The 24,537-nt window shown below is 71.2% G+C and carries 7 protein-coding genes; 1 reads left to right on the forward strand and 6 read right to left on the reverse strand.

Annotated features, from left to right (window positions below):
• Positions 1-271: 271 nt before the first annotated feature.
• Entirely contained in the window at positions 272-1,027 is a 756-nt protein-coding gene (locus ACZ7LS_RS22340; protein WP_382875717.1) for a hypothetical protein, read from the forward strand.
• Between the two features lie 776 nt (positions 1,028-1,803).
• Here ACZ7LS_RS22340 and ACZ7LS_RS22345 read toward each other — a convergent pair.
• From ACZ7LS_RS22345 to ACZ7LS_RS22370, 6 genes are all read right to left on the reverse strand, one after another.
• Complete coding sequence (locus ACZ7LS_RS22345) at positions 1,804-2,385, reverse strand: LuxR C-terminal-related transcriptional regulator (RefSeq protein WP_382519858.1); 582 nt, start codon at positions 2,383-2,385, stop codon at positions 1,804-1,806.
• Positions 2,386-2,897: 512 nt separating this feature from the next.
• Positions 2,898-5,735, reverse strand: a complete 2,838-nt coding sequence (locus tag ACZ7LS_RS22350; protein ID WP_382670101.1) for an ATP-binding protein — start codon at positions 5,733-5,735, stop codon at positions 2,898-2,900.
• Entirely contained in the window at positions 5,725-8,490 is a 2,766-nt protein-coding gene (locus ACZ7LS_RS22355) for an AAA family ATPase (RefSeq protein WP_385135636.1), read from the reverse strand. The genes ACZ7LS_RS22350 and ACZ7LS_RS22355 overlap by 11 nt, the downstream gene beginning before the upstream one ends.
• 102 nt (positions 8,491-8,592) lie before the next feature.
• A complete protein-coding gene (locus tag ACZ7LS_RS22360) occupies positions 8,593-11,499 on the reverse strand; it encodes a helix-turn-helix transcriptional regulator (RefSeq protein WP_382670107.1) in 2,907 nt (968 codons plus the stop codon).
• A 521-nt stretch (positions 11,500-12,020) separates the two neighbouring features.
• Entirely contained in the window at positions 12,021-12,776 is a 756-nt protein-coding gene (locus ACZ7LS_RS22365) for a thioesterase II family protein (RefSeq protein WP_382519837.1), read from the reverse strand.
• A gap of 454 nt (positions 12,777-13,230) precedes the next feature.
• Positions 13,231-24,537 (reverse strand): type I polyketide synthase (locus ACZ7LS_RS22370; RefSeq protein ID WP_385135641.1); only part of this gene is annotated, 11,307 nt, incomplete at its 5' end.

The raw sequence follows: 24,537 nt of genomic DNA on the forward strand, positions 1-24,537 counted from the left end.
TGACGTCGCCGACGATAATGCCGCAGGTAATCATGACGGCGTCCCCATGGGAGGCAGTTCGCGCCCCGGCCCCACACCACCCTTGTCCCAAGGGGGAGTTGGCCTGCGTTGACCGCCGTTTCACACCTCGGCGCACGGGCACTCCGCCCCGAACGCCGGGCCCTCCCTGGCTCATCCGTTACCAATCACAACGCAACAGAGCCTAGTCTGCTCTCCAACGGTCACCAACGGGGACAACGACAACGGTGACACGGAACGAGAGGGCTACACCATGACATCGTCATCCGGCACACCGGACAGCATCGAAACCACGACGGAACTCCTGCGCGGAGAACTGCCTCAGCTGGAAACACAGCAGCAGTCGCTCGAACAGGAACTGGCCGGCGTCACCGAGCGCCTGGAGTCGGTACGTACGGCTCTGAGCGCCCTGCAGGCACTCGCCCCCGCCCGCCCCGCACAGGAGACCGTGCCGGAGCAGCGGGCCGCGGAACCGGCCGTGGAGCCGGCCGCCGCCCCGGCGCCCGTCGCGGAGACTCCCGCGGTGGACTCTCCCGCCGAAGAGGCTCCCGTCGCGGAGACTCCCGCCGAGGAAGCCCCCGCCGAGGAGAAGCCCGCACCCGCCAAGGCGGCCAAGGCTGCCAAGTCCCGTAAGTCCGCGACCGCTTCGGCGTCGGCGCGCACCTCCGGCGGGGACTCCGGGGCGAAGTCGCCGGCTCCCAAGGAGCGGAAGAGCCGCCCGGCCAAGAAGTCCGCGCCCGCCGCGGCCACGAAGACCCGTGCGGCGAAGAAGACGGCTGCCGCCCCCGCCACGGCGGAGGAGCAGGCGAGCGGGCTGACCGAGCAGATCCTCGCGGTGCTCGCGGCATCCGCCGGCACTCCCGTCCGTGCCCGCGATGTGGCGAAGGAGCTGGGGCGTGACAGCACCCCCGGCAGCATCAACGCGGTACGCAGCACGCTTGACCGGCTCGTCGGCACCTCGCGGGCCCACCGCGCCGGCCGTGGCCTCTACCAGGCGTCCGCCGGCTGAGCGACCGTCTGATCGACCGCCGCCCCCACACCGCCCGTGTCCGTCCCTCGCGTGGAGGTCTCTTCCGGACCGGCCGTGGCTGAGCCACGGCCGGTCCGGATTCGATTGCGGCCAGGAGATTGAGAGCATGGCGTAAGGGGAAAGGCGGTCCCGCTTCGCGGGACTCTTGACTATGCGCCTGGCACTTCTCGGCCACCGACACCGGCAGGCGGTGTCCCGCCCGCCGTTGCGCCGCCCGAATCGCCGGTCGAATCGGTCAGAAAAACCACAGGCGGCGGTGGCCAAAACCACACGGTAACCATTCCATTCGAACATCGGGCTTCGAAATGTGCCGCATGGCCCAATTACTGTGGGTCGCACGCTCTCCACGGCTCGGAGTAGTCGCGGGCCGACGAAGCGAAACGTTTCTCGCACGCCATGCGAAATAGTACATACATGTGAATTCACAATCCCGTGCCGTGAGTTCGGCAAACAGACAACCGAGCCGGCACAAGCGGACTCGTGAGCGGGTTTTCCGGCCCGCAGGACCGACGGGACCCGTGACGGATACCGGGAGAAATAGCCGGCGGAGCGTATCGGTGAGGGAAGTCGGACAAGAACGCGGAAACCCGCAGGACCGTGGCGCCCGATCAAGGCGTCACGGTCCTGCGGATGGATGTGCGGTCCGGGGAGAACCCGCGGTTCGAGAGTGGATGTGCGGTTCGGCGGATTCGCGCGGTACAGGCGGTATCAACCGCGGCGGACCGGGCCGTTGGCGGCCGGCTCCGGCTCCCACGTCACTTGATGAAGTCCTCGACGACCTTCGGTGGCCAGGTGCCGACGTTCAGCACGCCCATCGAGTAGGCACGGGAGACCAGGGCGGCCCGGTTCGGCACCCTGAGCTTCCGGAGCAGCCCTGTCACGTGGTACTCGACGCCCTGCCGGCTCAGATAGAGCCGGGAGGCCAGCGGGATCGTGGACAGACCCGCGGCTATGCCCTCAAGGATGCGCGCGTCGATCTCTGTGAGGATCTTCTTCTGACGGGTCAGTACGCCCGCGTCCTCGGACCCCTCCGACGAGCGCATCAGCACCAGGATCGCGGCCACGTCGGGGGTTTCCCCGCTGACGGCCGCGGCCGTCAGCGTCCCCGCGAACGCGGAGTCCTCGGGCCCCACGGCCACCACGTGCGAGGCGAACCGCTGGCGCTTGCCCTCCACCAGGCGGGAGAACTGGCGCATCAGCGGCTGCTGGACGCTGGGATGCACCAGCTCGCGGAAGCTACGGCCGCAGACGCCGGCCGAGGAATCGCCGAACCGGCGGAAGAACTCCTCGTTCGCCTGCTGGATGGTCAGAGCCGGGTCGAGTGAGGCCATGCACAGCCCCGGCTGGTCGAACTGCTGGGCGTGTCCGTGCCCGCGCCCGTTCTGGTCGGGTTTGAGATCGCTCGTTGTGACCTGCGCCGAATCTGCGAGTGCAGCAATCGCCACGAGACCGCCATCCTTTCGAGTTCCCCCGATTCATTGGGAATACTCAACATCATTATGCGGGTCGGATAACACCGGCAGCCGGCCTCCCCTGACCTCATTGGCGGGGTTATCCATTTACTGAATTGAGAGTAGGTAGCTTTGCGGTTGCCCGTCAACAAGAGCCCTGTTCACACGGCTAAAGCTGTGGTCCCACCCCCGGAAGGTTCGGTCCGCAATGACGATGTCCACGGTCGGAAAAACCCGGCATGCCGGGCGGGACGGATTGGCGAGGCATCCGTGCAATTCAGCCCTGTTTGAGGTTCCCTTGAGGGTACGCGTGGCAAGGGGGGACCGAACCAGGCCGCCCAGGGGTCGCACAGGCCACAGCGCCTCGTAGCGTGCCGTTAACAGTTACGCCTCGGCGGCTACGCGGGAAGAGCATCCGCCAGCTCATGCCGGCCCGAGATGCCAAGCTTCCGATAGGAATTCGTAAGATGTTTCTCAACGGCGCGCGAACTCACGCCGAGTTCATCCGCGATTTCCTGGTTGGTGAGCCCGCGGCCGACGAGAGTGATCACCCTGCGTTCGCTGCGGGTGAGCACGGCTGTCTTCGGCGCGGCGGCCGTACCGAGGCCGTGCTCGGCCCGCTCGACCAGCCACGGGGCACCGCAGGCCGCCGCGAGGGTGCCTGCCTCCCGTAGCGCCGCCTCCGCCTCGGTGCCGCTGCCCAGCTGACGGCCCAGCAGGACGAGTGTCCTGGCGAGTTCCAGTTCGAAGGATGAACCGCGCAGTACGGTGACCGCTTCGCGCAGCAGCGGGACGCCCTGCGCGCCGTGGAGCCAGCCTTTCAGCCGGAGGGCGCGGCCGAGCGCGGCCGGGGCTCCCCATGCCGTGGCCCAGGCGAGTTCCTCCTCGGCGAGCCGCTGCGCGGAAGGGGTGTCGCCGAGCCGCTGATAGAGGCCGATGGCATGCGGACGCCAGGGGAACAGCGCCGAGTTCCGCCAGCGGGAGACGTCCAGCTGACGGCCGCAGGCGAGCAGATTCTCCAGTGCTCCGGGCCGCTGTCCCCGCTGGGCGTCCACCGACGCCTGCAGAATCCGCAGCGAGGCCGTCAGCGCCAGCCCCGCCGTCCGGCGCTGCCTGGCCCTGGCGAGGATCCGCTCGCTGAGCGCCGGGTCGCGCAGTTCGAGCGCGACGGTGGAAAGAATCATGAGGGAGACCTCACGCCAGTCCGCCTCGGCCGACGCCATGGCGCGCTCGGCGTACTCACGTGCCTGGGTGGGCCTGCCCTGCGAGACGAGGACGAACGCCCGTTCCGCGAGGAGGAGTACGCCATCGGCGCCCGCCGCGTTCTGCCATCGGGTCTGCTGTTCGGTGGACAGCCACGAGCCCACGTCCTGGACCGACTCGGCGGCGAAGAGGGTGACGACGACCAGCGGCAGTGTGGTGTGCACACCCGCCGAGGCGGCCGGTTCACGATCCAGGACGCGGGCGCCCGTACGCGCCGCCTCGGCCGCGGACAGACTGCCGGTGAGGACGCCGGCGAAGAGGAGCACGGCCATCAGCTCGCGTTCGGCCGCGGAGCCGAGCGGGGGCTCCTCCCCCAGCTCGCGCAGGCGTTCCGTGGCCGAGGCAAGCTCTCCGGGGTTCTCGTGTCCGTAGTGTCTGAGCCGGGCTTCGAGCCGTAGCGCCATCTCCCGGGCCGGCTCGTCGAGTCCGGCGGGCGGCCCGAGTTCGTCACTGACACCGCGCAGGAGCGTGGCGGTGGAGGGGGGCACGGCGTCGAGCAGCGGCGGCGGGGTACGCAGCACGGCGGCGGCCCGGTCCCTGACCGTGGTCAGCAAGGGCATCGCCTGGACGACATGGCGCCGGCACGCCTCGGGGTCGAACCCCCGCTCCGCGGTGGCCAGATCGACCAGCAGTCTGGCCCGGCTCTCGTCCTGGCGGCGGTGGCCGAGCAGCGCGCGGCGCAGATAGCGGGCGGCGGTCTCCGGGGCGCCCCGGCGCAGCGCGGTGTCGGCCGCGGCGCGCAGCACCATCACCGACCAGGGACGGCCGAAGGTGGTGACGGCCATCAGATGGGCGGCGACCTGCTCGGCGGGACGGCCACTGCGGTAGAGCAGGTCCGCGGCGGCGGCGTGCCAGCGTTCGCGTTCGGCCACGGACATCGCGGATTCGACGGCGTCCTGGACGACACGGTGGACGAAGCGCGGTTCGCGCGCGTCGGCCAGCAGCCCCGCCTCGCGGAGGGCGCGCCGGGCGGCGCCGAAGCCGATCTCGTCCAGTCCGGCGAGTTCCGTGATGAGCGCGGGGTCTCCGTGACCGCCGAAGGCGGCGATCGCCGCGGCCGTGTCGCGTACCGCCCGCGGCCGGGTCCGCAGATAGCTCGCCAGCCGTTCCCGCAGCCCCGCGGGCCGCAGGGCGCGTACCCGGTCGGTGTGGTCGGTGGTCGGCGCGTGGCCCCGCGCCTCCATGCCCAGCAGGACGGACATCAGGAACAGCGGGTTGCCGCCGGTCACTTCATGACAGGCGCGTACGTACTCCTCGTGTCCTGGCACGCCGGACCGTTCGTGGATCACGGCCCGGGTGGCGTCGCGCGACAGTGGGGCGGGGCGCAGTGTCTGGGTCGCGGCGGCGGCGATCTCGCGCACCAGGGCGTGTCCGGCTCCCTGGTCTCCGTCCCGGAGTGTGCAGACCAGTACGGCCCGCAGGCCGCGCAGCCGTTTGGTGAGATAGGCGAGCCAGCGCAGCGAGGGGATGTCCACCCACTGGAGGTCGTCCACGAGGATGAGCAGGCTGGCGTGTTCGCTGATGCCGGCGAGGAGCGAGCGCGGGCCGTGCAGGGTCGCCTCGGACGCGGCGCCCGCCGGTCCCCCGGCGCCCGCGCCGCCGGGCGTGTCTCCCCTCGGCATGTCGTCAGCGAGCGGGCAGCCGGGGGGAAGGTCGTCGACGTCGAACATCAGGCCGGTGGCGTGGTCGGGTTCGCGGGCCCAGCGCTCGCGGTCCGCCCGCGAGGCACTGGAGAGCAGGCTGTCGAGCAGCTGCCGGACCACACCGAACGCGAAGTCCCGTTCCATGGGCGCGGCGTTCGCCCGCAGGACTCGTACGTCCGTGCCGGAGACGGCACCGGGCAGCTGCCGCAGCAGGGCCGTTCTTCCGATGCCGAGGGGTCCTGACAACAGGATCACCGACGAGGTGCCCTCCTCGGCGGCGCTCAACGCGGCCCCCACGCGTGCCAGTTCCGTCTCCCGCTCAAGAAGCATCGCTCGGCCGTTCTCCCATGTTCCTTACGAGCACGCACAGTTCCTCGCGCCCGGTGATACGCAGTTTTCGGTAGGCGTTGCTCAGCCGCAGCTCGACGGTGCGTCTGCTCACGGAGAGCAGTTCCGCGATCTCGCGGTTGCCGTGGCCGCGTCCGGCGAAGGTCGCGGTGCGCTGTTCTGCCTCCGAGAGCGTGGTCCACTCCCGGGGCAGGGCGGGGGGCGCCGGCCCGGCCGGTCTCTCCAGCCGTTCGGTGAGCCCGCGCGCCGCCGTTGCCAGCCGGCCCGGCGGACAGGCCGTGGTGAACGTGGAGAGCTGGGCGAGGGAGAGCGCGGCGGCCCGGCGGTCGCCCTCCTCCAGCTCGCAGGAGGCCAGCCGGGCGAGCGCCCATCCGTAGGACAGCCGGGCGGGTGAGTCGCGCAGCACTCGCACCGCCTCGCGGGCGCCGGCCACGGGCTTGCGGCCGGCGCCGGGCATCCGGGCGGTCCACAGCTCGGCGAGGCCGACGGCGCTCGCGGAGCCCCACCGGCGGGCGAGCCGCAGTTCCTCCTGGCTCAGCCGCGCCGCCTCCTCGCGGTCGCCGAGTGCGTAGCAGGCCGCGGCCGCCTGCGGACGCCAGTACAGCAGCGCCGGATTGCTCCACTGCCGGCGCAACAGCCGTCTGCCGCTCTCCTTCGCCAGCTCCATCGCTTCCGTCCAGCGCCCGTCGACGGCTGCCACGCGCGCCCTGGCGAAGAGGAGGGCGGACCAGGCCACGCTCTCCTCCGCCCCGGGCCGCGTGGGCGCGGCGGCCAGCGACCGCGCGTACCCCTGGCGGCCGGCTTCCACCGCCGTCACGATGCGCAGGGCCGTCAGGCTCGGGGCGATGAGCGGATGCCTGTTCGACAGGGGCAGGGCCCGCTCCGCGGTCTCGACGTCCCGTTCGACGGCGTCGAAGCGGCCCGCGCGCAGGGACAGTTCGGCGCGCAGCGTCAGGATCCGTGCGATGGCCGCCCTGTGGTGGCCGTGCCGTGCGGCGGTGAGCAGCGCGTCCAGCTCGGCGTGGGCCTCTTCGTGGTCATCGGTCAGGATCAGGGCCCGGCAGGCGGCGAGCCGGGGCAGTACGAGCGGGGTGTCGGGGCTGTCGCCCGCGAGAGCGGCGCGGGCCAGCGCCCTGGTCGTCTCCAGGTCCTCGCCGCGCACGGCGAGCTGCCAGGCGCGTACACCGCTCTGCGCGGGGGTCGAGGGCCGGGCGGGCAGTACGGGCACTTCGGGCACCATCGGTTCGGTGTCGTCCCGGCATTCGTCGGCGAGCCAGAACAGCGCGATCAGGCCGTCGCGTTCGCCGGGCCGTACATCGCACAGGGCCTCGGCCGCCGCCCGGCGTGCCCAGTCGCTGTCGCCGCGGGCGAGTCCGAGGTCGACGGCGCGGGCCCGCAGTCCTTCGGGGGCGCCGCTGCCGGCCCTGACGAGTTCACCGAGCCTCCGGTCCCCCGCCAGGGGTGCCGACATCGCTTCGACGGCGGCCAGTTCCAGGGTGAGCCGGGCGCGCTCGCGCGGATCCAGCGGTTCGCGCAGCGCGCGGGAGAGATACGCGGCGGCGCGGCCGTGGTCCTCCGTCTTCAGGGCGGCGGCGAAGCTGTCGCGCAGCGTGCTGACCACCCAGGGGGCTCCCAGCGGCGGCGTACGGAGCAGGATCTGGGCGACGTCCTCGTCGTTCGCCCAGGCCCGGTGGGCCAGTTCGGCGGCGCGGGAGTACAGCTGGGCCCGTTCGGCGGTGGCCATGTCCTCCAGCACCCGGGCCTTCACCGTGGGGTGGCGTACCTGTGTCTTCGTTCCCCCGGAGACGGTGAGTCCGGCCGCCTCCAGCATCACGTGCAGTTCCTGGCCGCGTACGGGCCTGAGCCCGGCCAGCGCGCGGACGAGGGGGAAGCTGAGCAGTTCGCCGCAGACGGCCAGCGCCCGCAGCAGCGCGACGGCCTCGGCGGGCAGTCCGTGCAGCGCGCGGGTCGCGTGGTCGCCGACGACAGCGGCGGTGATCGTACGCAGCTCGGGCAGCCGGGCGGCGACCGGCTCATGGCCCTGGTCGGTGAACCGGCACAGGACATCGCGCAGGACGGCGGGGTTGCCCTCGGTGGCCGCCGCGACCGTCGCGGTGAACCGCTGGTCGCCCGGGGCCCCGCAGACCGTCTCCACCACGGTGGCGACACCTTTTTCCGTCAGTCCGCGCAGCACGAGCTGTTTGGCGGGCACCGGGGAGGTGGGCAGCAGGCCGAGCCAGTCCCGGCCCTTGGCCGACACGCCGCTGCCGCTCGCCAGTACGGCGACCGGTGTGTCCGGGGTCAGCCGCCGGACCAGCGCGTGGAGCCAGCGCAGGGAGGCGGGATCGAGCCATTGCGTGTCCTCGATCGCCACGAGGGTAGGCATCTCCTGTGCGGAGTGAAGGGTCGCGTCGAGGCCGGGCAGCGGATCGGGATGCCGGTGCTCCATCAGTTCCCGCAGCGCGGCGCCGGCCGGGCCGCCCTCGGTCCGGCCCGTGGATGAGGTCATGAGCTGGGCGATCACGCCGTAGCGCACGTCACGTTCGGCCGGGGCGGCCTGGGCGTGCAGCACGGACAGCCCGCCGTCCCGGGCGCGCCGGGCGGCCCATCTCAGCAGGGCGTTCTGGGCGTGGCCCGGTCTCCCGGTCAGGGTCACGATGCCCGCGCGTCTTCCGCCCAGCGCGGTGAGCAGGGAGGTCAGCGCCGCCTGTTCGCGGTCCCGTTCGAGCAGGTCCATCGCGTCTCTACGGGTGTCGGATCCATACGTCCGCTCCTGGGATCGCGTGCTCAGACAATTGTTGTTCCGGCCAGTCACACGCACCGCCTCGCCTCGTTCGCTTCAGCGTCGCCAGCGTGATTCGGATACCCAACCCGGCGGTTGTCCATCGGGGATGTCGGGGGTCCGCAGAACGGCGCCCAGTTCGGTACGTCCGCTCACGCCCAGTTTCCGGTACACGCTGGTCAGATGTGTTTCGATGGTGCGTACCGTGACGAACAGGGTCTCCGCGATCGAGCGGTTGCTGGCGCCCGCCGCGGCGAGGCCGGCGACCCTGCGTTCCATTCCCGTCAGCATGTCGAGCGGTGACGCGCTCATCTTCCGCATCCGGCCGCCGGCGGTGACCAGCAGCCTGCGGGCGACCCCGGCGAGCGCCAGGGCTCCGCAGCGCTGGGCGAGGTCGGTGGCGGTGCGCAGATGCTCACGGGCGCCACGCTGGTCGCCGGTCTTCAGCAGGGCGCGGCCGAGGATCAGTTCCGCCTTGGCGTGCTCCGCCCTGGCGGGCGAGCCGGCCAGGGTGAGGACCGCCTCGGTGAGCGTTTCGATGCCCGTGCCGCCAGGGGCGATCACGCCGCGGGCGAGCGCGGCGAGCCCGAGGGCGCGGGGGGTGCCCCATCGCCGGGCCAGCTCGCTGCCGTACCCGGTCATTCCACGGGCCTCGTCGCCGCGGTTCATGGTCGCGAGCAGACAGGCCGCCTCGGACCACCACGGCAGAAACGCCGGGTTGCTGAACCGGGACTCCTCCAGAGATCTGCCGCAGTCGCGGTAGAGACCGAGAGCCGCCTCGCGGTCGCCGACCGCCCATCGGGCGCGGGCTCGCGCCATCAGCCACCAGTGGTGTTCGATGACGAACCGGTCCAGGCCGCTCCGTTTGATACCGCGGAGGACCTCCTCGGCCCGTTCGGGTTCGCCCCGTTCGACCAGCATCGTCGCGAGCGCGATCTGGGGCAGCGCGGCGCCGTCCCCCCATCTCTCCTCACCGAGGATCTCGATGGACGTCTGGGCGTCGGCCAGCGCGTCGGGGAACGCGCCCGCGCCGTGCAGCACCAGAGCGCGGGTGGACAGCGCGAGCACGAAGGTCCAGACGGCGGCGTTGTCCTGGCTGTGCCGGAGCGTGCGGTCCAGCGCGTCCAGCGCCTCTTCCGACTCGTCGGCGAGGCTGAGCGCGAAGGACGAGGCCAGCAGGGGCCAGCTCTCCAGCTCCGTCCCGGGCGAACTCAGCGCGCGGCGGGCCTGTTCGACCGTACGCTCCGCCGAGCGGCCGTCCATCGCGGTCAGTACGGTCATCATCGCGAGCATCTGGCGCTGGGCGGGCGTGTCCCCGGGGGGCGCGGTCAGCAGCGCCGCCCGGTCCAGGGTCGCGGAGACCGTCGACTTCTCGTCGGCCCCGGCGATCAGCAGGACCGACTCGACGAGTGTGCGCAGCTCACGGTCCGCGGGATCCGGGCCGGGTCCCAACTCGGCCTCCAGCTCCGCGAGGACCCCTTCGAGGACCCGTACGCCGGCGGGCGCCCGCTGCACGGCCAGGCAGACCATCCCGTACCGCACGGCGACCATCGCCCTGGCGCGTGGGCCGTCGGCCAGCGGCAGCGCCTCCTCCAGCAGCCGGATGGCCTCCGCCGGATTGATCTCCGCGAGGGACGTGGCCATCTGGACACGTACCGGCACACTGTCCGGCTCCACCTCCAGCACACGGTGCAGATAGCGCACCGCGGCCTCGGGAGCGCCACGCCCCTCGGCCTGGACGGCCGCGTCACGGAGCACCGCGGGCATCCAGGGCTGGGTCAGGGCGGGCAACAGCATGAGCCGGCCCGCGACTTCCTCGGCGGGTCTGCCCGCGTCACTCAGCAGCAGGGCGGCTCTCGTGCGGAGCCCGGCCAGCGCTTCGGCGCCGAGAGGTTCCAGTACGGCCGAACGCACCACCTCGTGCACGAGGTCCACGCGGTCCGCCGCCAGCACCTCGGCGCGGCGCAGGGACACAACGCCCTCGGTGACCAGCGCGGGGGGCACATCCGCGAGCATGCCGACCAGCTCGGGGCTCTCCTCGCCGAGAACCGCGATCGCCCTGGCCACCTCGCGCACCCAGAGCGGCTGACTGTCCAGCAGCGCGCTCACGGAGGACACGATCACCTGGCCGCCCACCTCGGCGACTCTCCGCACGCCCTTCTCGTCGGGCCGCACGCCCTCGGCGCGCAGTTCGCCCAGGAGCCGGCCGAGGGTGAGGGGGTTGCCACCGGAGACGGCGGCGGCCCGTTCGGCGAAGGACGGTTCGACGGGCGTCTGGAAGACCTGCCGGGCCATCTCGCCGACGGCCGCGGGCGTGAGCGGCGCCAGCCGCATCAGGGCGGGCCGGCGCTGCGCGGCGATGTCCGCCAGCGCGGAGTGCGCGACCGGTTCGGCCTCGCTCCGGTGGGCGAGCACCACCAGTAACGGCAGCTCGTCCGCGCGCCGCAGCAGGAAGTCCACCCAGCACAGGGAGCGTTCGTCGCACCAGTGCACATCGTCCAGCACGAGGACGAGCGGGCGGTCCACCATCAGATTCGCCGCGAGCCAGTACAGCCCGTGCAGCACCGGATAGGCGGCGGACGCGCCTGATGTCTCCTGCTCGAACGGTCCCGCCGTGAGGGCGGGCAGCGCGCGACGGGCGAGGCCGCGCAGCAGCGGGGAGTTCTTGGCGTCCTCGCCGCTGAGCCCCAGCGAGCCGAACAGCTCCCGTACGCCGCCGTACCCCGCGCCCGCGCCGACTTCGCCGCACGAGCCGTACAGCACGGCCATGTTGTGGCACGCGTCGCTCCTGAGGAACGTCCGCAGAAGGCTGGTCTTCCCGATGCCCGCGGGGCCGGACAGCATCACCAGGCCCGCGCGGCCGGCGCGCGCGGCCTCGGCGTGGCGGCGCAGCACCCGAAGCTCACGGGCGCGACCGACCAGTGTGCTGGACAAACCGGAGAGGTCGGCCTGTTCCAGCATCATGGTCTCCTCGCCTCTCGGGGACACAACAGACGCGATGACTCCTCGACGCGTCCCACGCATCCCGCTCATCTCGCACATCTCGCAAAAACAGCTGAACGTTCCACGACCGGCGGCGCGAGATTACATGATCACAAGATCCCGTAACCCACGAAACCCACGAGGCCCGTTTCGGCACCTGGGGACTACCCCGCGCAAACTGGATCAAGCACTATTGTCCGCTGGACGCCATTGCGCCGTGCGGGAGTTGGTGACCCGCCCGCCCGACGAGCCGCCCGCTCTCCGGGCAGCAGCCGACTCCGGAAACCCGGATGTCCGGATAACCGGATGATCCGGATGACCGCACGAGAAGACATTCTTCCAGAGCGACAGGCACAACCGTGCCATCACGGGCGCTAGAAGCACATCAGGGAGCACACACCACCCGAAGGTGTTGATCAAGCGTGAGACGTTGACCGATCACTCAGTGAGCTCGGTCGCTCAGTGGGATCGGCCGGATCAGTCGAGTCAGCCGGATCGGCCGACTACGCCTGAGTGGAGAGATGTTTCCGCAGGAGCGCGATCACCGCCGGCGCCTGTGAACTGAGGAAGAAGTGCCCGCCGGGGTAGACCTTCAGGTCGAAGGATCCCGTGGTGTGGCCACGCCAGTCCTCGGCCTCGTCCAGCGTGGTCTTCGGATCGTTGTCGCCGGTCAGCGCGGAGATCGGGACCCGGACCCTCGTCGCTGGATCGCAGCGGTAGGTCTCAATGGCCCGATAGTCACTGCGGATCGCCGGGAGGATCATCCGCAGGATCTCCTCGTCGCCGAGCAGCGCCGTATTCGTACCGGACAGCAGCTTCAGTTCGGCGACGATGCCGTCGTCGTCGCGCTCGTGCACACTCTCGGCCCGGTGGCGCGACGGGGCGCGCCTGCCGGAGGCGAACAGATGGGAGAGTTCACCGCCGTCGGCCTCGAACCGCCGCGCGACCTCGAAAGCGATCGTCGCGCCCATGCTGTGCCCGAAGAACGTGGTCGGCCGGGCCCGGAGACGCTTGCGCAACGCCTCGTAGATCTGATCGGCCATGACCCCGAGATCACCGGGGCTGGTCTCCTTGCGCCGGTCCTGACGGCCGGGGTACTGCACCGAGAACACCTCGGCCACGGACGACAGTTGGGCGGAGACCGGGAAGTAGAAAGACGCCGAGCCACCCGCGTGGGGGAAACAGAAGAGTTGTTCCGAGCCGGCCGGTGCCGGGTGGAAGCACCGCGCCCAGAGGCTCTCCTCGGTGGACGTCGTCATCGTGTTGCATCCTCCTAGGCGTGGGCCGGGCGATCCGGACCGCGCAGCGATCCGGGCCTCCGGGCCGATGACAGTGGGACATGACGGGACGTGGCACGCCGCGCGCGCCGTAATCGCGCCGAAGCGACCGAACGTTCCATGCGGCACTCCTACCCAGCGGAAGTGGGCGGACGGCGACTCACATCGTGCCACTCGCACTCTCATCGACCGCCACGTGCCGGCCCGGTGACCGGCCTCCCCATTCCACTAGGACGGACAGTGGGAAATTCCCTAGTCTCTGTGTGGACATCGGTGACGGAACCCGCTCGGGAGTGAAGGAAACGCCTCCCGGGGCTCCGGCTGCCAGGGTCCCGGACGCCCGGAACCGCGGGACCCCGACCACTCGGAACCGCGGGGCCCCGACCGCCCGGGGCTCCGGGAGGCGGACCGTGCCGCTTCCCGGAGCCCTCGCGGTTCAGGACAGGCCGAGTTCGTCGTCGAGGAGCGCGAACACGTCGTCGTCCGACGCCGCCTCCAGGTCGAACTCGCCCGAGCCGTTCGCGGACTCCTGCCGCAACGCGGCCCACTTCGCCCTGAGCACCTCGATGCGTCCGCCGACGTGCTTGAACTCCTGCGCGTCGACCGTCATCTCCGTGATCGCCTTCTCCAGCTGGTCGAGGACGGCGAGCACCGATCCGGCGCCGGTGACCGCCTCCGTCACCAGCCGGGAGTGGAGATGGTCCACGACATCGGCCGGGGTGGGGTAGTCGAACAGCAGGGTGGCCGGGAGCCGCAGCCCCGTGGCCGCGTTCAGCCGGTTCCTGAAGTCCACCGCCGTCAGGGAGTCGAAGCCCAGCTCCTGGAACTGGCGCGAGGCACCGACCGCCGTTCCGTCCGCGTGTCCGAGGACCACGGCCGCCTGCTCGCGGACCAGCGTCAGCAGGACGGCACGACGCTCCTCTTCGGTCAGTCCCGTAAGCCGCTGCCCGAGCGGTTCGGCCGAACGCGGGGCGGCCGTCGCCGAACGCCGGGCCGGAGTACGGATCAGACCGCTGAGCAGAGGCGGGATCCCGCCCTGGGCGCGGAGGGCCGCCAGATCCAGCCGTACGGGCAGCACCAGCGCCCGCGAGCCGGTGACCGCCGCGTCGAAGAGCGCGACGCCCTGCTCGACGGAGAGCGGGGGCATCCCGGCGCGTGCCAGGCGCCGCATGTCCGCCTCACCCACCGTCCCGGTCATCCCGCCCACCTGATCCCACGGACCCCAGGCCAGCGACACGCCCGGCAACCCCTCAGCCCGCCGACACGCCACCAAAGCGTCCAGGAACGTATTGGCCGCCGCGTAATTACCCTGCCCAGCACCCCCGAACACACCCGCCACAGAAGAGAACACCACAAACGCACCCAGACCCAGATCACGCGTCAGCTCATGCAGATGCCACGCCGCATCCACCTTCGGCCGCAGAACCCCGTCCAACCGCCCAGGCGTCAACGAACCCACCACACCGTCATCCAGCACACCCGCCGCATGCACCACAGCCGTCAACGGATACTCGGACGGTACGCCGGCCAGCACCCCGGCCAGCGCTTCCCGGTCGGCGACGTCGCAGGCCGCGACCGTGGCCTCGGCTCCGAGCCGCGCCAGCTCCCCGACGAGCGCTTCCGCGCCCTCGGCGCCCGGACCGCGGCGGCTGAGCAGCAGCAGCCGGCGGACGCCGCGTTCCGCGACCAGGTGCCTGGCCAGTACGGCGCCCAGGCCGCCGGTGCCGCCGGTGATCAGTACGGTGCCGCCGCGCTCCCAGCTCACTCCTGCCGCTCGGCCGTCGTCTCCGCTGTCCCCGTCAGCCGGGGTGGTGACAGGCTCCGGCAGGGGTACGCGGTCCAGCCTCGCGGCCCTGACCTCGCCCCCTCGAAGTACCCGCTGCGGCTCCTCGGAGCCCAGAGCCCGGCCGAGCGGCGCCAACGCGGCGGCTTCGGCCGCCGGGTCGAGGTCCAGCAACCCGAAGCAGCCCGGATTCTCCGCCTGCGCGGACCGCACCAGCCCCCACACGGAGGCCGCCGCGAGATCGCCGACAGCACCGCCGTCCACGGACACAGCACCCCGAGTGACGAACACCAGCCGCGAACCTGTGAACCGCTCCTCGGCCAGCCAGCCCTGGAGTTGTTCCAGCACCCGGGAGACGGCCTCGCGCACCGCACCGGGTACGGCCGCCGGCCCGGCGGCACCGCTCTGTTCGCCCAGGACGGGCACCAGCACGACATCCGGCACCGGGGAGTCCCCGGCCGCCAGCGAGGCCAGATCGGCGTGCGTCTCGACGCCGGTTCCGGACATACCCGCCTTCGCGAGTACGTCGGCGAGCCCGAAGGCGTCCGGTCCGAGGAGCGCCACCGACTCGGGGACGTCCGGCTCGGTCGCGGCCGTCACCGCCGTCCACTCCAGACCGAACAGCGAGTCCCTGCCCGCGCCGCCGACTCCGGTCAACTGCTCGCGCGACACGGCCCGTACGAGCAGCGAGTCGACTGAGGCCACCGGCCGACCTGACGTGTCGGCGACGGCCACGGACATCGCGTCCTTACCGACCGGGGCCAACCGCACCCGCACCGCCGAAGCACCCGTCGCGTGCAACGACACACCCAACCACGAGAACGGCAGACCCCCACCGCCCTCTTCACCGTCACTGCCGGCCGCCAGGAGCGAAGCATGCAGGGACGCGTCCAGCAGGGCTGGATGCAGACCGAACGCGGCCGCGTCACCCTCCGCACTCTCCGGCAGGCTCACCTCGGCGAAGATCTCACCGTCCCGCCGCCAAGCCGCCCTCAACCCCTGGAACACCGGGCCATACATGAACCCGATCTCGTCGAACCGCTCATAGCAACCCTCGACGTCGAGGGACTCGGCACCGGCCGGCGGCCATACCGTCGCGTCGAACCCGGTCTCCGCCCCTTCGGAACGGCCGACCAGGGCGCCCGTGGCGTGCTGGGTCCAGGGTGCGTCCGACCCGTCCCACCCGTCCGGCGTTTCCTCCGCACGGGAGTAGATCCCCACCGAACGCCGGCCCGACTCGTCAGGAGTGCCGACGGCGACCTGCACCTGAACCGCACCACGCTCCGGCAGGGCCAGCGGCGCGGCGAGCGTCAGCTCCTCCACCCGGTCGCAGCCGACCTCGTCACCGGCCCGGACCGCCAGCTCAAGCAGCGCGGTACCGGGAAGAAGAACCCGGCCCATCACCGCGTGATCAGCCAGCCACGGATGCGACTGCACCGACAACCGGCCGGTGAACAACACACCTTGACCCGCCGCGAGTTCAACGGCCGCTCCCAGCAGCGGATGCTCGGCCGAACCGAGCCCCGCCGCGCGTACATCCCCGGCGGCGGCGGACTGCGAACCGGCCGGCCAGAACCACTGGTGCTGGAAGGCGTACGTGGGCAACTCGACCGGCCGCGCCCCCGTCCCGGTGAAGAACCCGGTCCAGTCGACCGTCGCCCCATGCGCGTGGACGTGAGCCAGCGCGGTGAGAGCGGTCGGCTCCTCGGGGCGGTCCTTACGGAGGACCGGTACGATCGCCGCCTCATCCGGTACGGACTCCTGGGCCATGGCCGACAGCACGCCGTCAGGACCCAGCTCCAGAAACGTGCGCACGCCCTGCTCGACCAGCGTCCGCACACCATCCGCGAAGCGGACAGCCTCGCGGACATGCCGTACCCAGTACTCGGGCGAGGACAACTCCTCGGCCGACGCCAGACCGCCCGTCAGATTCGACACGACCGGGATGTGGGGCGTCTCGAACGACAGCCCCTCGGCCACCGCCCTGAAGTCATCCAGCATCGGCCGCATCAGGGGCGAGTGGAACGCGTGCGAGACACGCAGACGCGTGGTCCGACGCCCCCGCTCCTCCAGTCGCGTCGCCACGGCCAGGACCGCGGCCTCATCGCCCGAGACGACGACGGAAGCGGGACCGTTGACCGCGGCGACCGACACCTCGTCCGACAGCAGCGGAAGAACCTCGTCCTCCGTCGCCCGTACGGCGACCATCGCCCCACCGGCCGGCAGTGCCCGCATCAGCCTCGCCCGCGCCAGGACCAGTGTGCAGGCGTCCTTCAGCGAGAACACCCCCGCCACATGCGCCGCCGCGATCTCACCGATCGAGTGACCGGCGACGAAGTCCGGCTTCAGGCCCCACGACTCCGCCAGCCGGAACAGCGCCACCTCAATGGCGAACAGCGCGGGCTGGGTGAAGCCGGTGTCATTCAGCCGCTCGGCGTCCTCGCCCCACATCACCTCGCGCAGGGAACCTTCCCACTCCCCTTCCAGCGTGGCGAGTACGGAGTCCAGCGCGGTGGCGAACACCGGGAACCGCCCGTACAGCCCGCGCCCCATCCCGAGCCGCTGACTGCCCTGACCGGAGAACAGCACCGCCGTCCCGCCGCCGAGCACCGCCCCCGACACCGCCGACGGATCCGCGTCACCGGACGCCAGGGCGCTCAGCGCACGAACCACGTCGTCGGAGCCGACCGCATCACTCGCCAGCACCACCGCGCGGTGCTCGAACACCGAGCGGCCCGTCGCCAGCGAGAAGCCGACATCCACCGGCCGCAGCTCCGGCCGCGCCTCGACGTAGGAGAGCAGCCTGGCCGCCTGGGCGGCCAACGCCCCCGGAGTCTTGCCCGAGAGGACCCACGGCACCACAGCGGGCGACGCGGACCCCGCCACGGCCGACTCGGCCGGCTCAGTCGAGGTCTCCGGCTCGCCCGGCTCGGTCGACACCTCCGGCTCGGCGGTGAACTCGGCCACCGGCTCCGGCTGTTCGAGAATGACGTGCGCGTTCGTCCCACTGATACCGAAGGACGAGACACCGGCACGCCGTACCCGGTCGCTCTCCGGCCACCGCGTCTGCTCGGTCAGCAGCTCCACCGCGCCCGCCGACCAGTCGACGTGCGACGAGGGCTCGGTCACATGCAGCGTGCGCGGCAGCGTTCCGTAGCGCATCGCCAGCACCATCTTGATGACACCGGCGACACCGGCGGCGGCCTGCGTGTGACCGATGTTCGACTTCACCGAACCGAGGAGCAGCGGACGCTCCGGGTCACGGTCCCGTCCGTACGTGGCCAGCAGCGCCTGCGCCTCGATCGGGTCGCCCAGTGTCGTACCCGTACCGTGCGCCTCCACGGCGTCCACATCGTCCAGCGACAGTCCGCCGCTGGCCAGCGCCTGCCGGATCACGCGCTGCTGGGAAGGGCCGTTGGGTGCGGTGAGTCCGTTGGACGCGCCGTCCTGGTTGATCGCGCTGCCGCGCAGCACCGCCAGCACCGGGTGGCCGTTGCGTCGCGCGTCGGAGAGCCGCTCAAGCACCAGCATGCCGACTCCCTCCGACCAGCCCACACCATCGGCCGACTCGGAGAACGCCTTGCACCGGCCGTCGGGCGACAGGCCCCGCTGCCGGGAGAACTCCACGAAGGTGCCCGGGGTCGACATGACCGTCACACCGCCCGCGAGCGCCAGCGAGCATTCGCCGCCGCGTAGCGCCTGGGCCGCCAGATGCATCGCCACCAGCGACGACGAGCACGCCGTGTCCACCGTCACGGCGGGGCCCTCGAACCCGAAGGTGTACGAGACCCGGCCGGAGGCCACGCTGCCCGCGCTGCCCTGGCCCTGGTGTCCTTCGAACTGCTTGCCGTTCAGTGTGGTGCCGTAGTCGTTGTACATCACACCGGCGAACACACCGGTCGCACTGCCCTTCAGCGACACCGGATCGATACCGGCCCGCTCGATCGCCTCCCACGAGGCTTCGAGCAGCAGCCGCTGCTGCGAGTCCGTCGCCATCGCCTCGCGCGGACTCATCCCGAAGAAGGCGGGATCGAAGTCGCCCGCGTTCTCAAGGAATCCGCCCGAGCGGGTGTACGACGTACCCGCGTGGTCCGGGTCAGGGTGGAAGAGTCCGTCCACGTCCCAGCCACGGTTGGCCGGGAAGCCGGAGACCGCGTCGATGCCCTCGGTGACCAGCCGCCAGAGGTCCTCGGGCGAGGCCACTCCGCCGGGGTAGCGGCAGCTCATCCCGACGAGCACGATCGGATCGTCGGCCACGGGCGGCAGCATCCTGACCGGGATGGTGGTCGCGCCCTCGGCCTCGGCGCCGAACAGTTCCTCCCGGAGATGGTCCGCGAGCGCTGTCGCCGTCGGGTAGTCGAAGACCAGCGTGGCTGTCAGCCGCAGACCCGTCACCGTACTCAGCCGGTTGCGCAGTTCCACGGCCGTCAGCGAGTCGAAGCCCAACTCCCTGAACTGGGAGGTGGCGTTGACGGCTGCGGCGTCGGCGTGGCCGAGTACGAGGGCGACCTGGCTCCGTACGAGATCCAGCAGTGCTTCGTGCCGCGCGGACGAGGTCAGCCCTGCCAGCCGGCCGAGAAGCCCGGCGGTGGTGGCGGTCGTGGCGGTGGCCGATCCGGTGATCGCGCTCCGCCGGGAGCGGGTACGGATCAACGACTTGAGCAGCGGCGGTACATCGCCTTGCGCGCGCAGCGCGGGGAGGTCCAGCAGCACGGGCGCCACCACGGTCTCACCGGAGGCGAGCGCCGCGTCGAAGAGCGCGACGCCCTGGTCGACGGAGAGCGGGGGCATCCCGGCACGTGCCAGGCGCCGCATGTCCGCCTCCTCCACCGTCCCGGTCATCCCGCCCACCTGATCCCACGGACCCCAGGCCAGCGACACACCCGGCAACCCCTCGGCCCGCCGACACGCCACCAAAGCGTCCAGGAACGCATTGGCCGCCGCGTAATTACCCTGCCCAGCACCCCCGAACACACCCGCCACGGAAGAGAACACCACAAACGCACCCAAGCCCAGATCACGCGTCAGCTCATGCAGATGCCACGCCGCATCCACCTTCGGCCGCAGAACCCCGTCCAACCGCCCAGGCGTCAACGAACCCACCACACCGTCATCCAGCACACCCGCCGCATGCACCACAGCCGTCAACGGATACTCGGACGGTACGCCGGCCAGCAGCTCTGACGCGGCGGTCCGGTCGGCGAGGTCGCACGCGGTGACCGTCACCCGCGCGCCGCGCGCGGTCAGCTCGGTGACCAGTTCGGCGGCGCCGGGCGCCTCCGCACCCCGCCTGCTGGCGAGCAGCAGATGGCGCACACCGCGCTCGGCGACGAGATGCCGGGCGAGAACGCCGCCCAGGCCGCCCGTACCGCCGGTGATCAGGACCGTGCCCTCGGCGTCCCAGGCCGGCCCGGCCTGGCCACCGTCCTCGCCGGAGGTCACCGGGAGACGGGTGAGTCGACCCGCGCGGATCGCGCCGTCGCGGACGATCAGCTGTGGCTCATCGGAACCGAGAGCCCTTCGCGCTTCGGACAGGGACGAAAGGTCGGCGGGCAGATCCAGCAACCCGAAGCAGCCCGGATTCTCCGACTGCGCGGACCGCACCAGCCCCCACACGGAGGCCGCCGCGAGATCGCCGACAGCACCGCCGTCCACGGACACAGCACCCCGGGTGACGAACACCAGCCGCGAACCTGTGAACCGCTCCTCGGCCAGCCAGCCCTGGATCAGGGCCAGGGCCTCGGCGGTCAGCGTGTGGGCCGACTCGGCGACCTCGTTCGTGGACGACGTACCGTCGATGCCCACCAGCACGGTGTCCGGCATCGAGGGCTCCGGCGCCGCCGCCAGCGACATCAGATCGGTGTATGTCCCGACCTCCGCGCCGGACTCGGTCAGCGCGTCGGCGAGCCCCATCGGGTCGGGTCCGAGGACGACGACCGGGCCCGGGACTGCTGAGCCTGGGACGGCCGCCTCCGGGACTGCCGACCCCGTCGTGGCCGCCCCCTGGACTGCCCCCTGGACAACTTCCCGGACAGGCGGCTCGGTCACCGCCGTCACCGGCGTCCACTCCAGACCGAACAGCGCGTCACGGACGAGGTCCGCGGAAGCGGAGGCGGTCAACTGCTCGCGTGACACGGCCCGTACGAGCAGCGAGTCGACTGAGGCCACTGGCCGACCTGACGTGTCGGCGACGGCCACGGACATCGCGTCCTTACCGACCGGAGCCAACCGCACCCGCACCGCCGAAGCACCCGTCGCGTGCAACGACACACCCACCCACGAGAACGGCAGACCCCCACCGCCCTCTTCGCCGTCGCCGGGCAGGAGCCAGGCGTGCAGGGACGCGTCCAGCAGGGCAGGATGCAGACCGAACCTGGCCGCGTCACTCTCCGCACTCTCCGGCAGGCTCACCTCGGCGAAGATCTCACCGTCCCGCCGCCAAGCCGCCCTCAACCCCTGGAACACCGGGCCGTACGCGAAGCCCAGCTCGTCGAACCGCTCGTAGCAACCCTCGATTTCCAGGGCGCGGGCGCCGGTCGGCGGCCACACCGTGGCGTCGAAACCGGAGTCGGTGGCCGTGGTGTCGGCGGTTGTCAGCGCGCCGGTGGCGTGCTGGGTCCACGAACCGTCCGTCCCGTCCTCGGGGCGGGAGTAGATCCCCACCGAACGCCGGCCCGACTCGTCAGGAGTGCCGACGGCGACCTGCACCTGAACCGCACCACGCTCCGGCAGGGTCAGCGGCGCGGCGAGCGTCAGCTCCTCCACCCGGTCGCAGCCGACCTCGTCACCGGCCCGGATCGCCAGCTCAAGCAGCGCGGTACCGGGAAGAAGAACCCGGCCCATCACCGCGTGATCAGCCAGCCACGGATGCGACTGGACCGACAACCGACCGGTCACCAACGCGCCCTCGATCTCGGCGAGTTCGACGGCCGCTCCGAGCAGCGGATGCTCGGCCGAACCGAGCCCCGCGGCCCGTACGTCGCCGGTACCGCCCAGGGGGCCCGCCGGCCAGAACCATGTGCGCTGGAAGGCGTACGTGGGCAACTCGACCCGCCGCGCGCCGGCCCCCGCGAAGAACGTCGTCCAGTCCGCCGGAACTCCCCGTACATGCAGCTGAGCGAGTGCGGTGACGGCCGAGGCTTCCTCGGGGCGGTTCTTGCGGAGGATGGGTACGGTCGCGGTTCCGTCCGGTACGGACTCCTGGGCCATGGCCGACAGCACGCCGTCAGGACCCAGCTCCAGAAACGTGCGCACACCCTGCTCCGCCAGTGTCCGCACACCGTCCGCGAACCGGACCGCCTCCCGGACATGCCGCACCCAGTACCCGGCCGAGCACAGCTCCTCCGCCGACGCCAGGGCCCCGGTCAGATTCGACACGACCGGGATCCGGGGAGCCGCGAACGACAACCCCTCCGCCACCGCACGGAACTCGTCCAGCATCGGCCGCATCAGGGGCGAGTGGAACGCGTGCGAGACACGCAGACGCGCAGTCTTACGCCCCCGCTCCGACAGACGCGCCGCCACCGCCAGGACAGCGTCCTCGTCACCCGAAATAACAACAGAAGCGGGGCCGTTGATCGCCGCGATCGACACCTCACCCGACAGCAGCGGAGTGACTTCTTCCTCCGTCGCCTGCACCGCCATCATCGATCCACCCACCGGCAACGCCCGCATCAACGACCCACGCGCCACCACCAGACGACAGGCATCCTCCAACGAGAACACCCCCGCCACACACGCCGCCGCGATCTCACCGATCGAATGCCCCGCCACGAACTCCGGCCGCACACCCCACGACTCCACCAGCCGGAACAGCGCCACCTCCACCGCGAACAACGCCGGCTGAGCACACCCCGTGTCATTCAGCGAGTCGGCGTCCTCACCCCACATCACCCCACGCAACGACCCACCCAACTCCGCTTCCAGCAGCGCGAGTACGGAATCCAGCGCCTCCGCGAACACCGGAAGCCGCCCATACAACTCACGACCCATCCCCAACCGCTGACTGCCCTGCCCCGAGAACAGCACCGCCGTCTTCCCACCAACGACCGAACCCGACACCACCGACGCATCCGGGACACCGGACCTCAGAGCCGCCAGAGCGCGTGCCGTATCTGCGGACTCTCCCACCAGCACCACGGCCCGGTGATCGAACTTCGAGCGGCCCGTAGCCAGCGAGAACCCGACATCCACCGGCCGCAGCTCGGGCCGCGCCTCGATCGACGACAGCAGCTTGGCCGCCTGGCCGCGCAGTGCCTCGGCCGTCTTGCCCGAGAGCACCCACGGGACCATGCCCGGCTCGGTCTTCGGGGCTTCCGTACTGCCGAGGACTGTTCCCTGGATGACGGTGGCCGGCTGCTCCAGGATGACGTGCGCGTTCGTGCCGCTGATCCCGAACGACGAGACACCCGCGCGCCGCGCGCGACCGACCTCCGGCCACCGTGTCTGCTCGGTGAGCAGCTCCACCGCGCCTTCCGACCAGTCCACATGCGACGACGGAGCATCGATATGCAACGTCCGCGGCAGCACCCCATGCCGCATCGCCATGATCATCTTGATCACACCGGCGACACCGGCAGCAGCCTGCGTATGACCGATGTTGGACTTGACGGAGCCCAGCAGCAGCGGACGCTCCGGGCTACGGTCCCGGCCGTATTCGGCAAGGAGTGCCTGCGCCTCGATCGGGTCACCCAGCGTCGTACCCGTACCGTGCGCCTCGACCACATCGACGTCATCGGCCGCAAGTCCGCCGCTGGCCAGCGCCTGGCGGATCACGCGCCGCTGCGACGGGCCGTTGGGGGCGGTGAGGCCGTTCGACGCACCGTCCTGGTTGACGGCCGAGCCCTTGACCACCGCCAGCACCTCATGACCGTTACGCCGTGCGTCGGACAGCCGCTCAAGCACCAGCATGCCGACACCCTCCGACCAGCCCACACCATCGGCCGCGTCCGAGAACGCCTTGCAGCGGCCGTCGGGAGAGAGTCCGCGCTGTCGGGAGAAGTCGACGAACACCGACGGGGTCGACATCACGGTCACGCCGCCGGCGAGCGCCAGGGAGCATTCGCCGCTGCGCAGCGCCTGCATCGCCCAGTGCATCGCGACGAGCGACGACGAGCAGGCCGTGTCCACCGTCACCGCCGGACCTTCCAGACCCAGCGTGTACGACACCCGGCCCGACGCCAGGCTCGGCGAGCTGCCGCTCCCCTGGAAGCCCTCGAACTCGGGGCCGCCCAGGACCGTGCTGTAGTCGTTGTACATGACGCCGGCGAATACGCCGGTCGCGCTGCCCTTCAACGACACCGGGTCGATCCCGGCCCGCTCGATCGCCTCCCACGATGTTTCCAGCAGCAGCCGCTGCTGGGAGTCGGTGGCGAGCGCCTCACGCGGCGACATACCGAAGAACGCCGGGTCGAACTCGCCCGCGGTGTGCAGGAAGCCGCCCTGTCGCGTGTACGACGTGCCCTTGTGGTCGGGGTCCGGATTGAACAGGCCGTCCACATCCCAGCCACGATTGGTCGGGAAGGCGGAGATCACATCGCTGCCCTCGGTGACCAGTCGCCACAGATCCTCCGGCGAGGCCACCCCGCCCGGATACCGGCAGCTCATCCCGACGACCACGATCGGATCATCGGCCACCACGGCCTTACGCCCAGGCGCAGGCAGGGCCACATCCGCGTCGGCACCGAGCAACTCATCGAGCAGATGATCGACCAGCGTTTCGACGGTCGGGTGGTCGAAGACCATCGTGGCCGGCAGCCGCAGTCCGGTCACCGTGTTGAGCCGGTTGCGGAGTTCGACGGAGGTGAGTGAGTCGAAGCCCAGGTCGCGGAAGGCGCGGCCCGGGTTGACCGCGTTGCCGTCGGCGTGCCCCAGAACCAGAGCCACCTGGCCACGTACGAGATCCAACAGCACCTCCTGACGTTCAACCACCGTCAATACGGCCAGCCGCTCCACCAGACC

The sequence above is a fragment of the Streptomyces sp. NPDC039430 genome, assembly GCF_055639435.1.

Excerpts from the sequence above, each read along its gene's own strand:
- ACZ7LS_RS22350 (WP_382670101.1), bottom strand. The coding sequence starts at position 5,735 with ATGCTTCTTGAGCGGGAGACGGAACTGGCACGCGTGGGGGCCGCGTTG.
- ACZ7LS_RS22355 (WP_385135636.1), bottom strand. The coding sequence starts at position 8,490 with ATGGACCTGCTCGAACGGGACCGCGAACAGGCGGCGCTGACCTCCCTG.
- ACZ7LS_RS22365 (WP_382519837.1), bottom strand. The coding sequence starts at position 12,776 with ATGACGACGTCCACCGAGGAGAGCCTCTGGGCGCGGTGCTTCCACCCG.
- ACZ7LS_RS22340 (WP_382875717.1), top strand. The coding sequence starts at position 272 with ATGACATCGTCATCCGGCACACCGGACAGCATCGAAACCACGACGGAA.
- ACZ7LS_RS22360 (WP_382670107.1), bottom strand. The coding sequence starts at position 11,499 with ATGATGCTGGAACAGGCCGACCTCTCCGGTTTGTCCAGCACACTGGTC.